Source organism: Thermocrispum sp. (assembly GCF_002919275.1).
Classification (GTDB): Bacteria; Actinomycetota; Actinomycetes; order Mycobacteriales; family Pseudonocardiaceae; genus Thermocrispum; species Thermocrispum agreste.
The window spans coordinates 1-18527 of record NZ_PKFA01000022.1 but is presented as its reverse complement, the minus strand read 5'-3'; the positions used below and the strand labels follow the sequence as shown (position 1 = coordinate 18527).

General features: G+C 70.0%; 17 protein-coding genes. 3 read left to right on the top strand and 14 right to left on the bottom strand.

All coding sequences use genetic code 11. The annotated features are described in order from the left end of the window. Positions 1-671, bottom strand: a 671-nt coding sequence (locus tag CXP56_RS05290; protein ID WP_286900152.1) for a cytochrome P450, incomplete at its 3' end; no start/stop codon positions are given. Between the two features lie 615 nt (positions 672-1286). Here CXP56_RS05290 and CXP56_RS05285 point away from each other — a divergent pair. Continuing rightward, the gene (locus CXP56_RS05285) at positions 1287-1784 is read left to right on the top strand and encodes a helix-turn-helix transcriptional regulator (protein WP_051310137.1); all 498 of its coding nucleotides are present in this window, start codon (positions 1287-1289) and stop codon (positions 1782-1784) included. Positions 1785-2262: 478 nt separating this feature from the next. Here CXP56_RS05285 and CXP56_RS05280 read toward each other — a convergent pair whose 3' ends face one another. The 3 genes from CXP56_RS05280 to CXP56_RS05270 are packed head-to-tail and all read right to left on the bottom strand — an operon-like array spanning position 2263 to position 4623. Further along, positions 2263-2922 carry a response regulator transcription factor gene (locus tag CXP56_RS05280; RefSeq protein WP_286900149.1) on the bottom strand — a complete coding sequence of 220 codons (660 nt, stop codon included), beginning with the start codon at positions 2920-2922 and terminating at the stop codon, positions 2263-2265. 23 nt (positions 2923-2945) lie between these two features. Then, a complete protein-coding gene (locus tag CXP56_RS05275) occupies positions 2946-3644 on the bottom strand; it encodes a response regulator transcription factor (RefSeq protein ID WP_286900147.1) in 699 nt (232 codons plus the stop codon). A gap of 7 nt (positions 3645-3651) precedes the next feature. Further along, the gene (locus CXP56_RS05270) at positions 3652-4623 is read right to left on the bottom strand and encodes a DUF2797 domain-containing protein (RefSeq protein ID WP_286900145.1); all 972 of its coding nucleotides are present in this window, start codon (positions 4621-4623) and stop codon (positions 3652-3654) included. Between the two features lie 508 nt (positions 4624-5131). Between CXP56_RS05270 and CXP56_RS05265 the strand changes: the two genes are divergently transcribed. Next, entirely contained in the window at positions 5132-5878 is a 747-nt protein-coding gene (locus CXP56_RS05265; protein ID WP_286900143.1) for a DJ-1/PfpI family protein, read from the top strand. A 111-nt stretch (positions 5879-5989) separates the two neighbouring features. Here the strand turns inward: CXP56_RS05265 and CXP56_RS05260 are convergent, their stop codons facing one another. The 8 genes from CXP56_RS05260 to CXP56_RS05225 all read right to left on the bottom strand — a co-directional run bounded on the left by CXP56_RS05260 (position 5990) and on the right by CXP56_RS05225 (position 14922). Beyond that, positions 5990-7138 carry an acyltransferase family protein gene (locus tag CXP56_RS05260; RefSeq protein WP_028847524.1) on the bottom strand — a complete coding sequence of 383 codons (1149 nt, stop codon included), beginning with the start codon at positions 7136-7138 and terminating at the stop codon, positions 5990-5992. Positions 7139-7633: 495 nt separating this feature from the next. After that, complete coding sequence (locus CXP56_RS05255) at positions 7634-8530, bottom strand: hypothetical protein (protein ID WP_286900141.1); 897 nt, start codon at positions 8528-8530, stop codon at positions 7634-7636. 179 nt (positions 8531-8709) lie between these two features. Beyond that, on the bottom strand, positions 8710-9699 hold the full coding sequence (locus CXP56_RS05250) for an NADPH:quinone oxidoreductase family protein (protein WP_038044989.1): 990 nt from the start codon (positions 9697-9699) through the stop codon (positions 8710-8712). A gap of 11 nt (positions 9700-9710) precedes the next feature. After that, positions 9711-11411 (bottom strand): class I adenylate-forming enzyme family protein, encoded by a 1701-nt coding sequence (locus tag CXP56_RS05245; RefSeq protein ID WP_286900139.1) that lies wholly within the window; start codon positions 11409-11411, stop codon positions 9711-9713. A 25-nt stretch (positions 11412-11436) separates the two neighbouring features. Then, complete coding sequence (locus CXP56_RS05240) at positions 11437-12429, bottom strand: asparaginase (RefSeq protein WP_286900137.1); 993 nt, start codon at positions 12427-12429, stop codon at positions 11437-11439. After that, a complete protein-coding gene (locus CXP56_RS05235) occupies positions 12426-13355 on the bottom strand; it encodes a polysaccharide deacetylase family protein (protein ID WP_286900135.1) in 930 nt (309 codons plus the stop codon). Before CXP56_RS05235 ends, CXP56_RS05240 begins: the two co-directional genes overlap by 4 nt. After that, entirely contained in the window at positions 13352-14293 is a 942-nt protein-coding gene (locus tag CXP56_RS05230) for a polysaccharide deacetylase family protein (RefSeq protein ID WP_286900133.1), read from the bottom strand. The genes CXP56_RS05235 and CXP56_RS05230 overlap by 4 nt, the downstream gene beginning before the upstream one ends. Before the next feature lie 119 nt (positions 14294-14412). After that, positions 14413-14922 carry a PaaI family thioesterase gene (locus CXP56_RS05225; RefSeq protein ID WP_286900131.1) on the bottom strand — a complete coding sequence of 170 codons (510 nt, stop codon included), beginning with the start codon at positions 14920-14922 and terminating at the stop codon, positions 14413-14415. 113 nt (positions 14923-15035) lie between these two features. Between CXP56_RS05225 and CXP56_RS05220 the strand changes: the two genes are divergently transcribed. Further along, the gene (locus CXP56_RS05220; RefSeq protein ID WP_286900129.1) at positions 15036-15728 is read left to right on the top strand and encodes a GntR family transcriptional regulator; all 693 of its coding nucleotides are present in this window, start codon (positions 15036-15038) and stop codon (positions 15726-15728) included. Here CXP56_RS05220 and CXP56_RS05215 read toward each other — a convergent pair. Both CXP56_RS05215 and CXP56_RS05210 read right to left on the bottom strand, forming a co-directional pair. Next, entirely contained in the window at positions 15725-16855 is a 1131-nt protein-coding gene (locus tag CXP56_RS05215; RefSeq protein ID WP_286900128.1) for an MFS transporter, read from the bottom strand. The two genes, CXP56_RS05220 and CXP56_RS05215, sit on opposite strands and share 4 nt — an antisense overlap. 63 nt (positions 16856-16918) lie before the next feature. Then, positions 16919-18527 (bottom strand): xanthine dehydrogenase family protein molybdopterin-binding subunit (locus tag CXP56_RS05210; RefSeq protein ID WP_286900126.1); only part of this gene is annotated, 1609 nt, incomplete at its 5' end.

The window sequence follows — 18527 nt, the reverse complement described above, 5'->3', positions numbered from 1 at the left end:
TGCCGCCGCTCCGCGATCTCGGCATACAGCAGGCCGTCCACGTGCGCGACCAGTTCCCGGAACCGCCGCCACGGGCCGAACTTCCGCAGCGAGGGGACGAACTCGCCGATGTAGACCGGCATGGGCTGGGTGACCAGCTTGGTGATCGACCGGCGCAGATCGTCCAGCCGCGGCCCTTCCACCACACCGAACACCACGCGCAGGATGATTTCCAGGGTCAGCTGGTTCATCCGCTGGTGCGCGGAGAACACCGCCCCCGGTCGCCAGCTGTCCGCCTCGGCCACCGCCAGCGCGGTCATCGTCTCTCGGTAGCCGCGCAACGCCGCCCCGTGGAACGGTGGCATGAGCAGCTTGCGCATCCGGCGGTGCGCGTCCTCGTCGAGCGTGAGCACCGAGTGCTTGCCCATGATCTGGCGCAGCACCCGGTTCCCCTCACCGGCGTGGAAGACCTCCGGGGAACCGGAGAACACCACCTTGTTCAGCTCGGGCGTGTACAGCAGCACCGAGGGCCTGCCCAACAGCTCCACGGACACCACGTCGCCGTAGCGCTTGCGGAGCCGGGGCATCACCAGGTGCCGGTAGGGAAACAGGAACGTCTGGATCGCACCGGGCAGCTTCGGGCCCGGTGGTGTCGGCAGGTGCTGAACGCGAGCGTCGGTGGTGGTGGTCATCGGCTCTCCCTTTCGACACTCCTGGTTTATACGCCCGTATAACTGCGGTGTCCAGGTGACCGCTTCCGGTCATCCGGTCGGGGCATCCGACTCGTTCACGGAGTATGGGCGGCGGCGGGCCATACGCGCCCGTGCGCCGGGCCAGGCTGTGGACAAGTGCCCCGCTGTGGATAGTTGTCCACAGGTGTGGACAACTCGACGGGCCTGTGAGCAGGCACGATCACCTGCTGTCCACAAGTTGTCCACAGTCCTCCCCCAGGATGTGCACAGCGATGTGATGTTCCGGCCGATTCCCGGCAGTGCGTGTCATCAAATCCTCATGTGCCTTGCGCGACAGTGATCGGCAGTCGGTGGTGTACGCGAGCCGCACGCCGGCCCCGGACAGTCGGCCGCACTGGTGCTCAGGGGAGGAGTCTCGTTGTGACGATCGAAACGACTGTGCGCCCGATTCCCTCCGTTCGCCGCATCAACCCAGCCCGTCCGGCCACGCGGGCCGTCGTCGACGCGACCGTCATGGGCGCGAGGCGCGACGTTCTGGTGGGATGTTCCGCTGCCGTGCCGGAAGCTCCGTTGGTCCTGCCACGCCCCTGCGATGAGGAGAACCTACGCCGGGGCGTGCGCTACCGGATGCTGTACCCGGACCGGGCACGGTCGATGCCCCGGATCGCCCGACAGCTCGGCGTGCTCGCCGCGGCTGGTGCGGAGATCCGGACCGCGCCGTCGGTGCCGGTCGACGCGCTCGTGGTGGACGGGTCACGAGTGCTGCTGCCCAGGGAGACACCGGCCCAGGGGCCGTGTGGGCTGGTCTTGTTCCAGCTGCCCAGCATCGTGACGACCACCGTCGAGCTGTTCGACCGGTTGTGGGCGACCGCGGTCCCCTGGAATGCCACCGAGCAGCCGTCCGAACACGGACTGAACGAACGGGAAAGGGCCCTGCTCACCCTGCTGTCCGCCGGGTGCACCGACGTCACCGCGGCCAGCCGTCTCGGCGTGTCGGTGCGCACGGTGCGCCGTGCCATGGCGGACATGATGAACCGGTTGGGTGCGCGCAGCCGATTCCAGGCCGGGGTCAAAGCGGTGGACCGGGGCTGGATCGAGCCGCAAGCCATGTGAGGCGAGGATCGCGCGACAAGCCGAGGAAGGATGAGGTACGCCGAGGACGGGTGAGGTACGGGGCCGCGGGAAACCGGACGACGTCGGGGCCGAGCAGCCCCCGGTCCAGCGCCCGCTTCCGCGGAGATGACGGTCGGGGCGTGTTGCGGCTGGCCAGGTCCTGGTTTCGCGGAGGGGGCGGTCGGGGCGTGTTGCGGCTGGCCAGGTTTCGCTCCCGCGCAGGCGGGGTCGGGGGCTGACCGCCCGCCAGCGCCGGTAGTCGTGCCGAAGCGTTGGCGCCGCCAACGGGGCGGCGCCGCGAAACGAGCGTGGCGGGCGCCTGAAGAGGGAAGGTTGCCGCGAGGCGAGCGTGGCAGTCGTCCGATGAGGGAAGGTTGCCGCGAAGCGAGCGTGGCAGACGCCCGGTCAAAGGGAGGGCCGCCACTCAGCGAGCGTCACAGAGACCGGAGGTCAGCGCCTCTTGGCGGCGCGCCGGCGATCACCCCAGGGCGTAGCCGACCCCGCGGATCGTCACCACCACCGGCGGCTCGCCGAGCTTGCGGCGCAGCTGGGCGACGACCCTCTCCAGCACGTTCGACGTCGGCGGCACCAGCTCGTCCCATGCCGCGGCGATCAGATCCTTGCGGTGCACCGGCCGCCCACCGGCGGCGATCAGGGTGCGCAGCACGATGAACTCCTTGCCGGTCAGGGCGAGCTGCCGCTGACCACGCCAGGCCTCGCGCCTGGCCTCGTCGATCACCAGGTCGCCGTGGCGGAGCACCGAATCCGGTTCGACCCCGGCGCCCGACCTCCGGCACACGCTGCCCACCCTGGCCAGCAGCTCGCGCATGGCGAACGGCTTGAGCAGGTAGTCGTCGGCGATGGCCAGGCCGGCGATGCGATCGGCCACCGCGTCGCGCGCGGTGAGGAACAGCACCGGCACCGGCCAGCCCGCTCGGCGCCGATTGTGCACGTACTCCAGGGCGTCACCGCTCGGCAGCATCCGGTCGAAGACCACGCAGTCGTAGGCGTTCACCGCCAGCGCCTCGTCGGCTTCCGGCAAATCGGCGGCCACGTCCACCGCGAATCCGGCGGCGCGCAGCGCGGCCTCCACGGCAATCCGCAAGTCCTCGTCGTCCTCGGTGACCAGCACGCGCACATACCGAAGGTAGCGGAAAAAGATCACCGCCCGCCGCGCGTGGGATCGGTCAGCCGATAACCCAGCCCGCGCACCGCGTGGATCAGGTTCGGTTCGCCCAGCTTCCGGCGCAGCCGCATCACCACGACGTCGACCACGTTGGACATCGGATCCTCCGCGGCGCCCCAGCAGTGCTCGAGCAGTTCGGCGCGCGGCACCGCCCGGTCCGGCCGCGCCGCCAGGTACTCCAGGACCGCGAACTCCTTGCTGGTCAGCGTCAGCAGGACGCCGGCGCGACGGACCTGTCTGCGGGCGCTGTCCAGCTCCAGGTCGGCCAGCCGCAGCACCGAGGGGCGGGCAGCTCCGGCGCGGCGGCACAGCGCCAGCACCCGGGCGGTCATCTCCCCCACCGCGAACGGTTTGACCAGGTAGTCGTCCCCGCCGTGCTCGAACCCGGCGAGCCGGTCGGCGAGCTGATCGCGCGCGGTGAGAAACAACACCGGCACGGCCCAGCCCTGTTGCCGCCGCCGGTGTACGTAGGTGATCGCGTCCCCGTCCGGCAGCATGCGATCGAAGACCGCACAGTGGTACTCGGCCGACTCGAGTGCCCGGTGTGCCTGGGCGAGATCGCCCGCCTGATCCACCTGCAGCCCTGCCGCCGCCAGGTCCGTGGCGACCGCATGCCGGAGGTCCTCGTCGTCTTCGATCACCAGGACGCGCATCGTGCGATCAGTGACGCGCATCGTGCGATTAGAACAGCGTCTGCTGGGCGGAGGTGCGCAGGCTGGCGCGCTCCACGCCGTGCTCGCGGTTCGCCTCCACCGGGGTGATCGTCCACCCGGCGAGCAGTCGCGCGTCCACCACCACCGGGCCGTTGGCGTTGTCCAGCACCAGGTTGCTGCCGATGACCGAGCACAGCCGCCCGGCGACGACGGCCCCCGGCTGCAGCGCCTCGGCCCGGTCCAGGCCGAGCGGCAGATCGGCCAGCCCGTACAGGTGGGTGTGGTCGACCACCAGGCACGGGGCCAGGTCGACGTCCTTCGGCCAGTTCGGGATCGCCTGGGCGCGCTGGTGCGCGGTGCGCAGCTCGTTGTGCCGCCGCTCCGGGGTGGAGTACGCCCACCAGGCGGAGGTCTTGGTGTCGTGCCGGTAGCGCTCGACCGCTATGCCCGCTTCGGCGATCGCCTTCTCCATCTGCCGGATCGGGCCGTGTCTGCCGCTGGCCAGCCAGGTGGAGGCGAGCGCCCCTTGCTCGTGCAGCCTGCTCAGGCCGCGATGCACCGCGCAGATGCCGACCTTGATCAGGCCGGGGCCGAACCAGGCCAGGTACAGGTGGAAGCGGCGGTTGTCCAGGACGGTGTCCTTGGCCACCGCGCGGCCCGGGTCGGCCGCCGCGCACGGCTGGCACTGCGCGCTGGTGGTGGCCGTGTCCAGCGGCTCCTGGAACGGGCACGGCCTGCGCTCGTCCAGGTGCCAGGTGCCGATGCACTGGCGCCGCTCGCCCAGCCGCACGGCGAACCGGCTGCCCAGCTCGAGGGGGAGGTCTTCGGCCGCGTCGACGAGCAGGCGCGGCTTGCCGAGGCGCCACGCGATGCCTGCGCACCGCGGGGCGTCCGGGAGCCGTTCGTTTCGTGCGCCTTCCAGAACCTCTGCGTCCGCCGTCGCTCCGTCGCCACCCGCAGGGGCGGTCTTGCTCTCCAAACACTGCACGCGCACCGTCACGACCTCCCTGATATCCACACTGATACCGGGTCGCCACGACAGTCTCGACACCTGGTCGCCGTGTACTGAAGTTGATCACCCGATACGGTGCAGAGAAGCACTGTAGTGCGGTGGAGCGGCGGAACGGAGCTTGTCCGTCGGCGCGTTGCGCGGTGGGAGGCCGAACCGGCGGGCACGTGGGGTGGCCGAAATCACGGCGGTCGCTGGGCCTGCGGGCCGCGAACACCCCTCGTTCGGGTGTCTTTCCGGCGGCCGCTACGGGCAGGCGAGTCGACGCGTTCCCCGGGCTTTCGCTGCCTTGCCGCGCTCGCGGCAACCTCAGGGGAGCTCGTCGCGCTCGCGGCAACCTCAGGGTGCGCCCGGGTGCACGAGCCCGGTGCCCGGCCGATGCGACATCACGGCCGCGACGTGCTGACCGGGTGGTCGAACGGGCATTCCGCGGTGGCCAACATGCACAATGTGCCGTGCCGTCGTGAACTTTTCCCGGTGATCGGCCGAGCATCCGGGTATGGAACGTCGTACCTTCATGCGCGCTTCGGCCTTGTCGTTGGGTGCAGCCGCGGGCTTGGGTGCTGCCGCGGCCACCGCCGCTGAACCCGGTTCCGAGTCCGCGGAGCAGGCGCCACCCGCGGAGCGGGCGCCGTCCAGCCCGCGGTCCACGCTGCGGGTGCAGGTGCTGATGTTCGACGGCGTCGAGGATCAGGACTTCGTCGCACCCGTCCAGGTGCTCGGTCTGGCGAGCCAGCTGAGCAACGGTGCCGTCGAGGTGACCCAGGTGACGCCGGACCGGCCGCGGCTGGTCACCGCCCGTCACGGGACACGGGTCTCCGTGCCGTCCGGCTGGACCCCGGACAAGGCGGACGTCCTCGTGGTGCCCGGTGGTGGCTACAACGATCCAGACGGGCCCGGTGTGCACCAGCTGATCAAGGACAAAGCTTTCCTCGCCAAGCTGGCCAGGGTGAAGGCAGTGCTGGTGGGCATCTGTACCGGCACGATGGTGTTGTCGGCGGCCGGCCTCACCAAGGACCGCAACGTGACCACGCACCACATGGCGAAGGCCGACCTCGCCGAGCAAGGCGCGAACGTGATCGACGCGCGTGTGGTCGACGACGGCAACGTGATCACCGGCGGTGGCATCACGTCCGGCCTGGATGTGGCGCTGTGGATGGTGGAACGGTTCGTCAGCCCACAGGTGGCTGTGCGGACCGAGATGGTGCTGGAGTACGAGCGCCGCGGGACCGTTTGGCGGCACTAGGGGCATCGCACCATCGTCTGGCGGCACGAGGCGCATCGCACCATGTCGCCTGACCCGGTCAGGCCCAGCCGTTCCGGTAGCCGGGAGCAGGCCGTCGGGAGGTGGCGCTGCCTAAGCGGTGGCGGTCGTCGTGATCTGCGCAGGCCGTCCTGGCTTACGGGGCCGGGTGAGCGCCCGGTAAGCCGGCTTTTCCACCAGGACGTGCAGCAGATACGCGACGAACCCGACGCCGGCCACCACCCCGATCAGCCGCGGCCACCCGGGCAGATCCGCGTCGCTGAGGGCGCGCGCCAGCACGTAGCCGAGCTGCTGGTGGACCAGGTAGATGCAGTAGGTGAGCGCGGCGAGCCAGGCAAGCGGGCGCCGCATCGGTTGCAGGGACTGCCAGTCCTTGCCGCGCGCCGCGACAGCCATCAACACCAGCATCGCCCCGAACGCCAGCCCCGCTGGGAGCTCCCAGTTCGCCGAGCCGAAGTGGGTCAGCGTGCCGACGACGCACAGCAGGGTCAGTTCGGTGGTGGAGACGTGCCCGCGCGACCACAGCCAGATCGCGACGCCGAGCCCGAAAAGGTAGGCGTTCCACACCCCGAGCCCGTTCAGCACGTTGGACACCGGGCTGTCCATCACGCTCGGCACGATCTTCAGCGGGGAGGTCAGGACGCTCAGCGCCACCAGTCCCCTCGCCAGCATGCGGGTCTGCGTGACGGTGGGCCGCCAGCGGAAAATCACCGCCGCCAGCACGAAAGCCAGCACCTGCAACGGCAGCGTCCAGTACGAGTAGTCGAGGGGCACCCAGCCGTCATGCCAGGCCGGCACCAGCAGCAGGTTGGAGATCAGGTCGGCGACGTCCGGCAGATACCACGGTGCGGGTGCCCCAGGCTCGGGAGCGGTCACCTGCGGCTCGCCGAACAGCCGCTCGAACACCCCGCCCGAGGTTCCCCAGCCGTTGAACAACGGCACCGCGATCCGGCTGACCACGTAGAGGATCAGCACGGTGGCCAGGTAAGCGGGAAGCAGCCGGGCGAGGCGACGGACCAGCCACCGGCCGGGTGCGCCGCGGCGCAGCGTCACGCACGCGAAGTAGGCGGACAGCACCAGCAGCGTGCTCGCCCCCATCCGCACGCCCAGCTCCACGGGGTACTCGTCGACGCCGGGCATGATGCGTGGCCCGAGAAAGGTGATGTGCCCCGAGACGACGCCGAGCACCGCGATGATGCGAATCAAGTCCCAATTGGCCTGCCTGCTCCCGGTGCTCGCCATTCGTCCCCCAGTGGAAAAGATCTTCGCTCGACCGTACTGAGGGCCGGAGGCGCACTGCGGTTGCCAGGGGGACTGATGTGTGTCCTATGTCATAGCGATCACGAGGCGTCGGCAGAGACCGTTCCCCTGCGTCGCAGCTGCCAGCAGCAGCCCCAGCGAGGCGCCCCAGGATGATCACGACTGTTCCCCTGCGTCGCAACTGCCAGGAACGTGTCGAGCAGCGGTTCCCCGCCGGGGGCACGAAGGCCATCAGCTCGACATGGACGACGACGGCCGCGGCCGTAGACAGGTTGTGCGAGGCGATCTCGACGCTGTCCTCCCCGGCACCCACGCGGCCTTGAGCTTGACGTGGGTGTGGATCTTCACGGCACTAGGGGTGTCGGCCTCGAGCTCGGCCACGACGGGCCGACCAGGTACCGCGAAGCCAGGACATCTGCCGCACCTTCGCGCTGATCCGGCAGTGGTTGCCCGACGGCCGAGGGCGGATCTCCTCGCCTACTCGCCATCCACCTCGAGTTTGGAGACACACCAGGTCGTCTCGTCGTCGCTGTTCAGGGTGAGGTATCCGGCTTTGATGCCGTCGTTGCCGTGCAGTACGACCCCGAGGAAGCCGGGGTCGGTGTGATAGTCCTCGATGGTCACCGTGCCTGCCCGCGAAACCAGCAGGTCGATGGCTTGGCGCAACGTCTCCGGTTCGCGGCATGCCATCTGGGTGGCTCCGGCGAGATCGTTGCTGTTGACCTTGCTGACGAAGGTCTCCGCCACACTTTCGGGTGGGCCTGGGAGGCGCGCAGGGGGCTGGGGTGCACCCCCGGGTGGTGCGGGGATCTGGGGCGCGCCCTCCGGCGGTGCAGGGACCTGGGGTGCCTGAGGTGCGCCGTCGCCGACAGAGCCCGCGTGGCTCTGTGAGCCGACGTCGCTCCAACACCAGGTGTCGCCGTTCTTGATCACCAAGAAGAAGCCGTCCACCGGCCGCTGCCGGAACACGACGGTGATCTTCGCTTCCGCCTGGGTGTCGCCGATGGTGCGCACTTCGCCGTTCAGCTGGGCGGAGTCGATCTCCGAGACGCGGCTGATCGTGTTGCTGACCCCCTTGCTGGCCTGGGAGCACTTGATGCTTTCGAGGGCGCTGGCGTCCTTGCTGTTCAGCGCGGCGACGATGCTGTCGACGGCGCCCGCCGGGCTCGCGGTGGACGAGCCGTCGCCGGAGGATTCGTCGTCGGACAGGAAGAAGCCGGGGGCGACGAAGCCCGTGATGCCGAGCGTGCCCAAGACCAGCACGACCACGACGATGCTGACGATCACCGCGGTGTTCGACTTCTTCGGCGGATGCGGCGGGTAGCCGTAGGGCGGATACCCCGGCTGCTGCGGATGACCGCCCGTGGGCGGCATGTTCGGCGGAGGACCGTACGGGCCTTGAGGATGAGTCATACCTGTCCGATCGACGAATCGAGAGTGAGAACCCCAGTGGTGCCGACCCCGGGCACCCGGCGAGGATTGTAGTGACGAAGCGTGGCTGGGAAGGCCGGATTCCCCCGACTGGGAAGCCGATCGGGGTATCGTGCGCCGGGTCAGGGCACGAGAAGCACACGCCCGCGCGCCGACCTGGATTCCAGCGCCTCGAGGCCGCGGTGCCATTCGTCGAGGGGGAATGCTTCGGCGGGCTGGAACGTCAGCGCGCCACGCTTGGCCAGCTCGAAGACGTTGGTGAAGCACTCGTCGAGCCGTTCGGGCAGCCGCTTGCGATAGTCGCTGATCTGCAAACCCGAGATCTCGATGTTCTTCAACAACGGGTAGTTCATCTTCAGCGTCGGGATGCGGCCGGTGGCGAACCCCACGACGACCAGGCGTCCGCGCCACGCGACCGCGCGCACGGCCCCGTCGAAGACGTCGCCGCCGAGCATGTCGACGACGACATCCGCGCCGTGCCCGCCGGTCACCTCGAGCACCCGGTCGCGGATCGTGTCCCGCAGCCGATCGCCGGCAACTTCCACGTAATCGTCTGCGCCGAGCCTGCGCAGCTCGGGGAATCGGTCGGCAGAGCTGACGCCCACCACGACCTGCCCGGCGCCCAAGGCGCGCGCCAGCTGCACGGCGGCCCTGCCGACCGCCCCGGTCGCCCCGAGCACGAGCACGCGGTCCCCTGCCTGCAGCCGGGCCCGGTCGATCAGCGCCATCCACGCGGTGTCGTAGGCCAGCGACATGTCGGCCGCGTCGAAGAAGCCGACCTCGTCGGGCAGCCGGTAGGTCTGGGCCGCGGGGGCGAGGCAGTACTCGGCGTAGCCGCCGTACTCGGCCATGGCCAGCACCCGGTCGCCGATCGTGACCCGGTCGACGTCCGGCCCGACCGCGGCGACGACGCCGACCGGCCCCTTCCCCGGGGTGTACGGCAGCTCGGGTTTGAACTGGTATTCGCCCCGCATCGTGACCAGGTCGACGTAGTTCACCGGGGCGGCCTTCACCTCGACCAGCACTTCCCCCGGCTGCGGGGTCGGGGTGGGCAGGTCGCACACGGCGACCTTGGACCGGTCGTTGAACGCGAACACCCGTACAGCCCGCATCGCTGCTCCCGTCATGCCCCCGGGCGGAACCGGATCGGCGTCTTCTCCAGCTTGCCTGCGTTGAGAAGCTCGATGAGGCTGAGCTTGTCGAGCTTGCCGGACGGCAGCAGCGGTATGTCGTCCACCACGGCGAGGTATTCGGGCATGTCGTACTTCGACAGGCCCGCCTCGTCCAAATGCCGCAGCAGCGCGTCACCGTCCACTTCTGCTTCCGGTGTCTTGCGGGCGACCACGAGGCAGACCTTTTCGCCCAGCCGTTCGTCCGGCACCGGGATGGCGGCCGACCGCGCCACGGAGGGTGCGGTGTTGGCCAGGTTCTCGATCCGGGCCGGGAAGATGTTGTGCCCGCCCCGGATGATCACGTCCTTCTTCCGCCCGGTGATCCTGATGTTGCCCGCCTCGTCCACCCAGCCCAGATCCCCGGTGTGCAGCCAGCCGTCCTCGGTGAACGACCGCTCGGTGGCAAGTTGATCGTCGAAGTAGCCCAAGGTGACGCTCGGCCCACGGGCCAGGATGTGGCCGATTTCGCCGGGCGGCAGCGGGCGCCCCGGATCGTCCGTGTCGACGATCTTGACCTGGTGGCCGGGGAACGGGCGTCCCGACGAGCCGGTGATCAGCTCGGGTGGGTCGTCGGGACGCGTGTAGTGGATGTTGCCCGCCTCGGTCATCCCGTAGCCGCTCTGCGGCACGATCCCGCGATCGAGCATCTGCTGCGCGACCTGCGGGGACACCGACGCCCCTGAGACGCGGAAGCCGATCAGCCCGGGCAACCGCGTGATCGGCCCGTCGGCGAGCTCGCCGAGCAGGTCGATGGCGTGGGTCGGCACGCCGAAGGCGAACGTCGCCTTGGTCTCGAGCATGCGCCGCGCGACGCTCTCGCCGCGCGGCAGGTCGTGGCTGACCAGGGTGCCGCCCAGGCACAGTGCCATCAGCATCGCGCCGAAGCCCAGGTTGTGGCTCAGCGGCGACAGCGAGTACAGGACCGAGTCCGCACCGATCCGCCAGTCCGCGGCCATCGCGCGGATCGGCGCCAGCAGCGTGTTGCTGGAGTGCAGCACTCCTTTCGGTTCGCCGGTCGAGCCGGAGGTGTAGGCGAGGTAGACGACCGCATCGGCTGGTGCGCCGGTCGTCGGCGAAACCCCGTCCTGGGCCGGCAGCGCGGGGAAAAGCGGCAACCCTGCCGTGGCCGGTTCGAGCGCCAGGCCGATGCACGGCTGTGCCAGCTCCTCGAGCCGCGCGAAGATGTCCCGCCGGTCGGCGTCCGCGCCGTATCCGGGCTGGCCGACGAACGCCGCCGCGCGCATCCGCCGCAGCAACTCGAGGGTCTGGGCGACCGTGTGGTCACGATGCAACGACGGCGCGCAGACGAACCCTTCCCGCGCGCAGGCGAACACCGTGACGGCCACCTCGGCGCGGCTGGGCAGCCAGACGGCCACTCGGTCGCCGGAGGTCAGGCCGTTGCCGCGCAGATGTCCGGCCAGTCGGTCCACCGCCTCGGCGAGCTCGCCATAGGTGATCTGCCGGTGTCGTTCCACGAAGGCGACGTGCTGCGGGGAGCGTTCGGCGGCCGCGGTGAACAGCGAGTACAGCGACTCCGGTGTCCACAGCCCGGCCGCGTAGTAGCCGCTGGCCTGAGCGATGTCGAGCCGGGTGAGGACACGGCTGACCCGGGCCTGGCGGGGGGATGCTGCTGGGAAAGACGAATCATCCATTGCATACAGCAGCATACCTCAGTGTTCAGATGTCGTCGAGAAGCTTCTGGACGGCCTCTGGCTCGGTGCTGCTGGTCAGGCAGAGGGCAAGCGCGACGCGCGCCTTCCACGGCGGCATGCTGCCCGCGGCGACCCGGCCCGACGCGCGCATCCGGGGACTGCGGGAGACTCGCCCGGTGGGCACCCGGGTCGACTGGCACACGACCACCCCTTGCGCGACGGCCCGGTCGAGCGCCGCGTCCTCGGCCGCGGTGGGGCGCCCGGCCCCGGTTCCGGCCGACACGATCCCCCGAGCCCCGGCGGCGACTGCGGCGTCGATGAGGGTGCCGTCGGCGCCGAGGTGCGACACGACGATGTCCACCCGAGGCATGGCCGCCACGTCGCCCGGCTGGAACATGACCCGCCCGTTGCGGGCGTGCCGGTGGCGAATGTCCACGAAGCCGTCCGCATCCACGTAGCCGAGCGGTCCGAGATCACCCGCCCAGAACCCGTCGGCGCGGAACGTGGCGCGTTTGGCCACGTCACGAGCGGCGAACACGGTGTCGTTGAGCAGGACGAGAACGCCGAGTCCGCGCGCCTGTTCCGCCACGGCGAGCCGGATCGCCTGCACCAGGTTCAGCGCACCGTCCGCACCCAGGGCGTTGGCCGGGCGCATCGCGCCGACCACCACGACCGGCACTGGGCAGCGCACGGTGAGGCTGAGCATGAACGCCGTTTCCTCGATGGTGTTGGTGCCGTGCGTGATCACCACAGCGTCCACGCCGGAGTCGATCTGCTGCTGCGTCTCCTGCACCAGGCGCGCCCAGGTGTGCGGTGTGATCTCGTAGCTCGGCGTGCGCGGGAACGGAACGCTGCGCACCACCGCGATGTCCGCCACCTCGGGCAACGAAGCCAGCAGCGACCCTTCCGGCAGGCGCTCGCCCGTCTCGGTGTACCAGGCCAGATCCAGCCGGTCGGCGCCGAGGCTGTCGATGGTGCCTCCGGTGGCGATCAGCGCCACGGTGGGCAGTGTGGTCATGCGGTCACCGCCTTGACGTGGTCGGCCAGGGCCGAGGGCGTCGTCCACCAGAGGTCATCACGATCGGCGAGCCGGCGCAACGCACGCCGAAGGGCGTGCGCGCGGAAGGGTTCGCCGCTCAGCCACGGGTGAAGGTGCAGGCACAGCATCCTGCCTCCGCCGTCGTCGCCGTCGGAGACGAGCCGCTCGAGGGCGACGACCAGGCTTTCCGCGTAAGCCTCCGGGTCGACGTCCCGCTCGAAGATCGCGGCGACGTCGGTGAGCTCCCACGAGACCGGAACGCACCACAGCGGCTTCGCCCCGGCGAGCGGATACGGCTGCTCGTCGTTGCCGAAGTCGAGCAGCACCTCCAACCCGGCGGCAGCCAGCACGTCCGGCGTCCGGTGTGACTGCGACCATCCGGGGCTCATCCAGCAGCGCGGGCGCTCGCCGAGCGCACGTTCCAACCGCTGCAGCGTCGTGGCGACGTAGTGCGCTTCCTCCTCCGGCGCCATGAGCGACGTGATCGGGCGGCTCGCGCTGAGTCCGCCTGCGATGCGTTCCCATGCCGGACGGATCGCGTGCTCGACGACGGCGGGATAGTGCTCGGCGGTGAGCACGTCGACCACGGCCGACCAGCCGAGCCCCAGTTCGTCGACCATGCGCACGAGGCGGAACACGCCGACCCGATGCCCGAACTCGCGGTGCGACATCCGCGGGAAGTCGGGGTAGGGAGCTTGGCCCCGCCCGCCGGGCACCGGCACGGGGACGCCGTCGGGTTCCCACTCGGCCGCCCGCAGGTCGAGCAGGATGGCCACCGCCGCCTTCTTTCCGTCCGGCCAGCGCAGTCCGGGCCGAGACGGCAGCGGCGAGAATCGGTACCAGCCGTGGTCGTATCCCGGTTTCGCGCGCGGACGGCCGGGGCCGATGACGTTCAGCTCGGTCATCGTTCGTCCTCCGCGCGTTCGAGCGCGGCCAGATCGTCCTGCATCGCGGTTTCCCGGTAGTAGCGCACGATCTCGCTCGCGGTGGCGATCCACACCCCGCTGTGCGCACGCAAGTGGGCCAGCACTTCGTCGAGGTAGTCGACGCGGTGTGGCTGCCCGATGGCGAACGGGTGGAGGGGCAGCGCCATGACGCGGCCGACGTTTTCGTCACGGCCGTAAAGCTCGTCGAACTGCGCGATGCACCGCCGCGCGTACGCCGCGCCTTCCGCGGAGGAACGCATCAGCAAGGGTGCGTCATTGAGCGAGTAGTTGTAGGGCAGCGCGACGAGCCAGCGGCCGCTCTCGGTGCGCAGTGGCGACGGTCGCTCGTCGTGCACCCAATCCGCGTGGTAGGTCATCCCGGCCTCCGCCATCAGGTCCGGCGTCCAGGAGTTGCCGGTGATGTTCGGCCCGAGCATGCCGGCGAAATGCTTGCCGGTGTGGCGGCGCAACACGGCGTTCGCTTCGTCGTAGCAGGCGCGTTCCTGTTCCTTGGTCAGCCCGGTCAGATACCGCGTGTTGTACAGCCCGTGGCTCATGAACTCCCAGTCGCGCGCGGCCATCGCTTCGGCAATGGCCGGGTAGTGGTCGAGTACCGCCACGTTCAGCGACACAGTGCAGGGAATCTCCCAGCGGTCGAGCACTTCGAGCATGCGCCAGAAGCCGACCCGGTTGCCGTAGTCGTGGTAGCTGAACTTGCGCACGTCCGGGTGCGGGGTCCTGGGATAGGGATCGACCGCGCCCTCGGGAGGCAGGTACTCGTAATGCTCGATGTTGGGCACCACCCAGACGGCGATCCTGGCGTCGTCGGGCCACGGCGGACAGGCGCGATCGACGATGGCGTGATACGGCAGCCGGTCGTGGACCGGAGCGAAGTCTCGCTCGTGTGGCCAGCTCATCGCGTGCCGGATGGGTCAGGGCTGCTGCGCCGACCCACCACCCCTCCCTTCGGCTGCATACAGATGGATGCTGCTATATGCATACCATCGTTCCGGTGCTCGCGACAGCCTCGAAGGCGTCACGCGGGACCGGCTCGCAGCACCAGCTGCTGGACGGTGAACAGCGCCACGAGTTTGCCGTCGCGTTCCCTTCGCAGCCGAGCCGTGCAGACGACCGTCGAGCGGCCGCCATGGGTGACTTCCGCCTCGGTGCGGATGACGTCGCCCGCCGAGGCCGATCCGACCAGCTGGCCGTTGACGGCCGTGGTCGCGTAGTGGTCCCCGCCCAGGAACGCCTCGGTCGCCCACCCGGCGACCGCGTCAGCGAGCACGCCGTACATTCCCCCCTGGACCTGGCCCCGCTGATTGAGGTGCCGTGCGCTCACGCTCGTGACGGCGACCGCTCGGCGATCGTCGATCTCGGTCAGCCGCACGTCCAGCTGGCCCAGCGCGCAGTCGGCCGGGATGCGGTCCGCGGACAGCGGGACGCGGCGCGTGCGGCGATCCAGGAAGCCCTCGGTGCCTGGGGCGGCGGGCCGCTTGGATGTTTGCCCCGATGCACGCCGCGCGCCGGCCGATGCAGATACCATGTATGCCAAGGTACACAGTGCGCCACAAGCGTGCCGAGCCGTACGTTCGGCCGCCAAGCGCCCAGGTACGACCTGGCGAAGCACGCTGACGCTCGCAGACGAAAGGTGACCCCATGTCCGACGCGACCGCGCCTCAAACTGCCCCATCGGTGTGGGAGGGCCGCGGCGGTATGCAGCGACAGCGCAGCGCCTACGAGCGCATCAAGCAGGCCATCGTCACCGGCGAGTTCAAACCCGGCCAGCAGCTCGTGGAGACGGCGCTCGCGGAGTGGTGTCAGGTGAGCCGCACGCCGGTGCGGGAAGCGCTGACGCGGCTGGAACAGGACGGCATCGTGGTTCGCTCGGACCGCGGCATGATCGTCCGGGAGAACAGCCCCGAGGAAGTTCTGGACATCTACGAGACCCGGATCGCGCTGGAGGCCACCGCGGCTCGCATGGCCGCGGAGCGCCGCACCGTCCACGATCTGTTGCAGATGCGCGAGTACGCCCAGGCGATGGTGGACGAGACACCGGCGGACGCCACCGAGATGGTGGCGATGAACGAGCGTTTCCACCGCTCGGTGTGGCGGGCCACGCACAACCGGTCGATGATCGACCTGCTGGAGCGGCTGAACATGCATCTGGGCCGCTATCCCGCCACCACGCTCGCCTATCCGGGCCGGTGGGAGCGGGGTGCCCGGCAGCACCTCGACATCGTCGAGGCGATCGAGGCCAGGGACGGCGACAAGGCGGCGGAGCTGGCCGCCGCGCACTTCACGGAATCGCGCGACATCAGGCTGAAGCTGTTCACCCGGCAGCACGACTAGGGCCGAGCGTCACCGCGGGCCCGCCTGATCAGCACCACCGGGGACACGGTCAGCAGCGCCCCCACCATGGCCAGCGCCGCGCCGAGCGGCACGACGTGCAGCATCACGGCGACGAACACCGGGGTAGCCATGATCGCCGCGGCGCGCACCAGCCCGGTCAAGGCGAGGACGTCGCCGCGCTCTTCGGGATGCACGCCTTGGGCTGCGTAGGAGGCGCCGGTGATCTGCAACATGCCCGCGGCGAATCCGCTCGCCACCAGGCAGAGAATCACAATCACCGCCGATCCGGCCATCAGGCCCAGCACCCCGATGCCGAGGCCCGCGACGGCGCAACCGATCACGATTCCCCGCTCTTGCCGCCGCGGCTGCTGCCGCACCAGCGCCAACGCGGCCAGCATGTTGGCGCCGCTGCCGAGCGTGACGGCCAGGCCGACTCCGGCGGACGTCTGGCTGCCCGCCACGAGCGCCACCGGGACGTAGGAGCTGAGCAGGCCCCGCCACGATCCCGCCACCCCGGTGGCGAGGCTGCCGATCACCACCGGCCGGCGACGCCACACCCGCACCCGGCCGGCCTCTTTGGGCGGGCTGAACGGCGGCCATTTGTCCAGCCGTAAGGCCCCGGCAAGCGCCAGCGCACTGCACAGCGCTCCCCAGCCCAGGCTGAGCAAGGGTGAGACGTCCAGGAGGGCTCCGGCCAGGGTGGGTCCGATGCCGAGGCCGACGTACCCGGCCAGCGTCACCTTGGCGATGTTCGAGCCGACCTCTTTCTGCCCGCGTACGACATGGGTCTGAATGCCTGTCCAGAACAGGGCGCGGGCCATGCCTTCCAGTGATGCGGCCGCGACGAACGCCAGCGCGTGCCGGAAGACCGACACTGCCGCGAACGTCGATATCAGTGCGACCGTTGCCGCCGCGATGACCATGCGGTCGGGGAAACGGCGCAACAACGCTCCGATGAACGCGCGGGACGTGAGCTGGGTCAGCGCGCCGGCCCCGGTGAAGAAGCCGATGCGCTCCGCCGAATGCCCGGCTTCCAGCGCCAGCAGCGGCAAGGCCACGGTGCTGGTGCCGAGCGCGACTCCGCACGCGGTGGCGGTGAGGAAGACGACGTAGCGCGGTCGGGTCATCGGACGCGGCCTTTCCCCGCGGGACTTCCTGCGACGAAGGCCACCGACGCCATGCTCACACGCCTACTCGGCGGGTTCGGTCTGGCGCATCGACGTCCAGACGCGCTCAGGGGTCAGCGGCAGCCGATCCGGCCAACGGCCGATCGCCCGCGCGACCGCCGCGAGCACGGCCCCGCCGACCGCGGTCATCCCTCCTTCGCCGACCGGTTTGGCGCCGTACGGGCCGGGGCCGTCGCCGCGCTCGAAGATCAGCGTGTCGATGCGGTCGGCCATGTCGGTGATCCGCGGCACGCGGTACTCGATCAGGTTGGCGTTGGCCATCTCGGCGCCGTCGTAGATCATCTGCTCGAACAGCGCCCCGCCGATCGCTTGGGTGGCCGCGCCGAGGTCCTGTCCGCGAACCGCTTTCGGGTTGATGGCCTTGCCCACGTCGGCCGCGGTCACCAGCTGATCCAGCTCCACCCGTCCGGTCTCCGGGTCGACACTCACCACCACACCCGCGACGCCGACCTCCCAGAGCGCGGGTGACTGGTCGAAGTCGCCACGCTTCTGCGTGCGGCCGGAGCCCACCACCTCGCCTCGGCCCGGACCGAACCACTCCGCGATGACCTCCCAGCTGTGCCACTGCTCGCCGCGTGGCCCGGCCACCTTCCCGTCCGCCCACGACCAGGAATCCACCGGGTCCGACGCCAGCTCGGCGGCCATCTCCACCAGTTGGCGGCGCACATCGTGACAGGCGCGCTGGACGCTGCGACCCACCACGGACGTCGTCCGGCTGGCTCCGGTCGTCCACTGGAAGGGAGCCAGGCGCGTGTCGGTCGGGCTCACCCGGACGTCCCCCAGATCGAGGTGGAGTTCCTCCGCGACGATCTGGGCCAGTGCGGTGTGCGAGCCCTGTCCCATCTCCGCGCTGCCGATCATCAGCACCGCGCTGCCGTCGGCGAGCAACCGGACGATGGCCACCGAGGTGGGGTCGGCCCCGGCGGGCGAGAGCGCGCAGCCGAACCCGACGCCCTGGAGCTTGCCCTCGCGGGGTTCCACCGTCAGTGCCTCGTGCACCGCGGACAGGTCGGCGGCCAGGTCGGCGTCCACCGGGCGGGTGTCCGGCAGCACCGATTCGCCCATCTTCACCAGGTTGCGCAGGCGGATCTCCAGCGGATCGATGCCCAGTGCTTCCGCGGCCTGGTCGAGGTTGCCTTCCGAGGCCGGGTTGGTGTGAAAGGCCCCGAAGCCGCGATACGAAGATGCCGGGGTGGTGTTGGTGTAGACGGCGCGAGCTCGTACGCGCAGCGCAGGCACGCGATAGGGACCGAAGCACGTCTGCGCGGCCTTGCGCAGCACCCGCACGCTGTTGTCGGTGTAGGCGCCGGTGTCGAGGGTGATGTCGACATCGCGGGCCAGGATCCGTCCCTGGCTGTCGAAGCCGGTGGCAACTTCCACGGTGGCGCCGTCCGCGCGGGAGGTGCACATCGATTCCTCCAGCGTGAGCGCGATCCGGACCGGGTGGCCGGTGACATGCGCGCACACCGCGGCCAACGGCTCCACTTTGGTGTAGGACTTCGAGCCGTACCCGCCGCCGATCGTCTTGCTGACGACCCGGACCTGGTTCAGCTTCAGCGAGAAGATCCTGGCCAGATCCTTCTGCACCTGGAACGGGTGCTGGGCGTTCGAT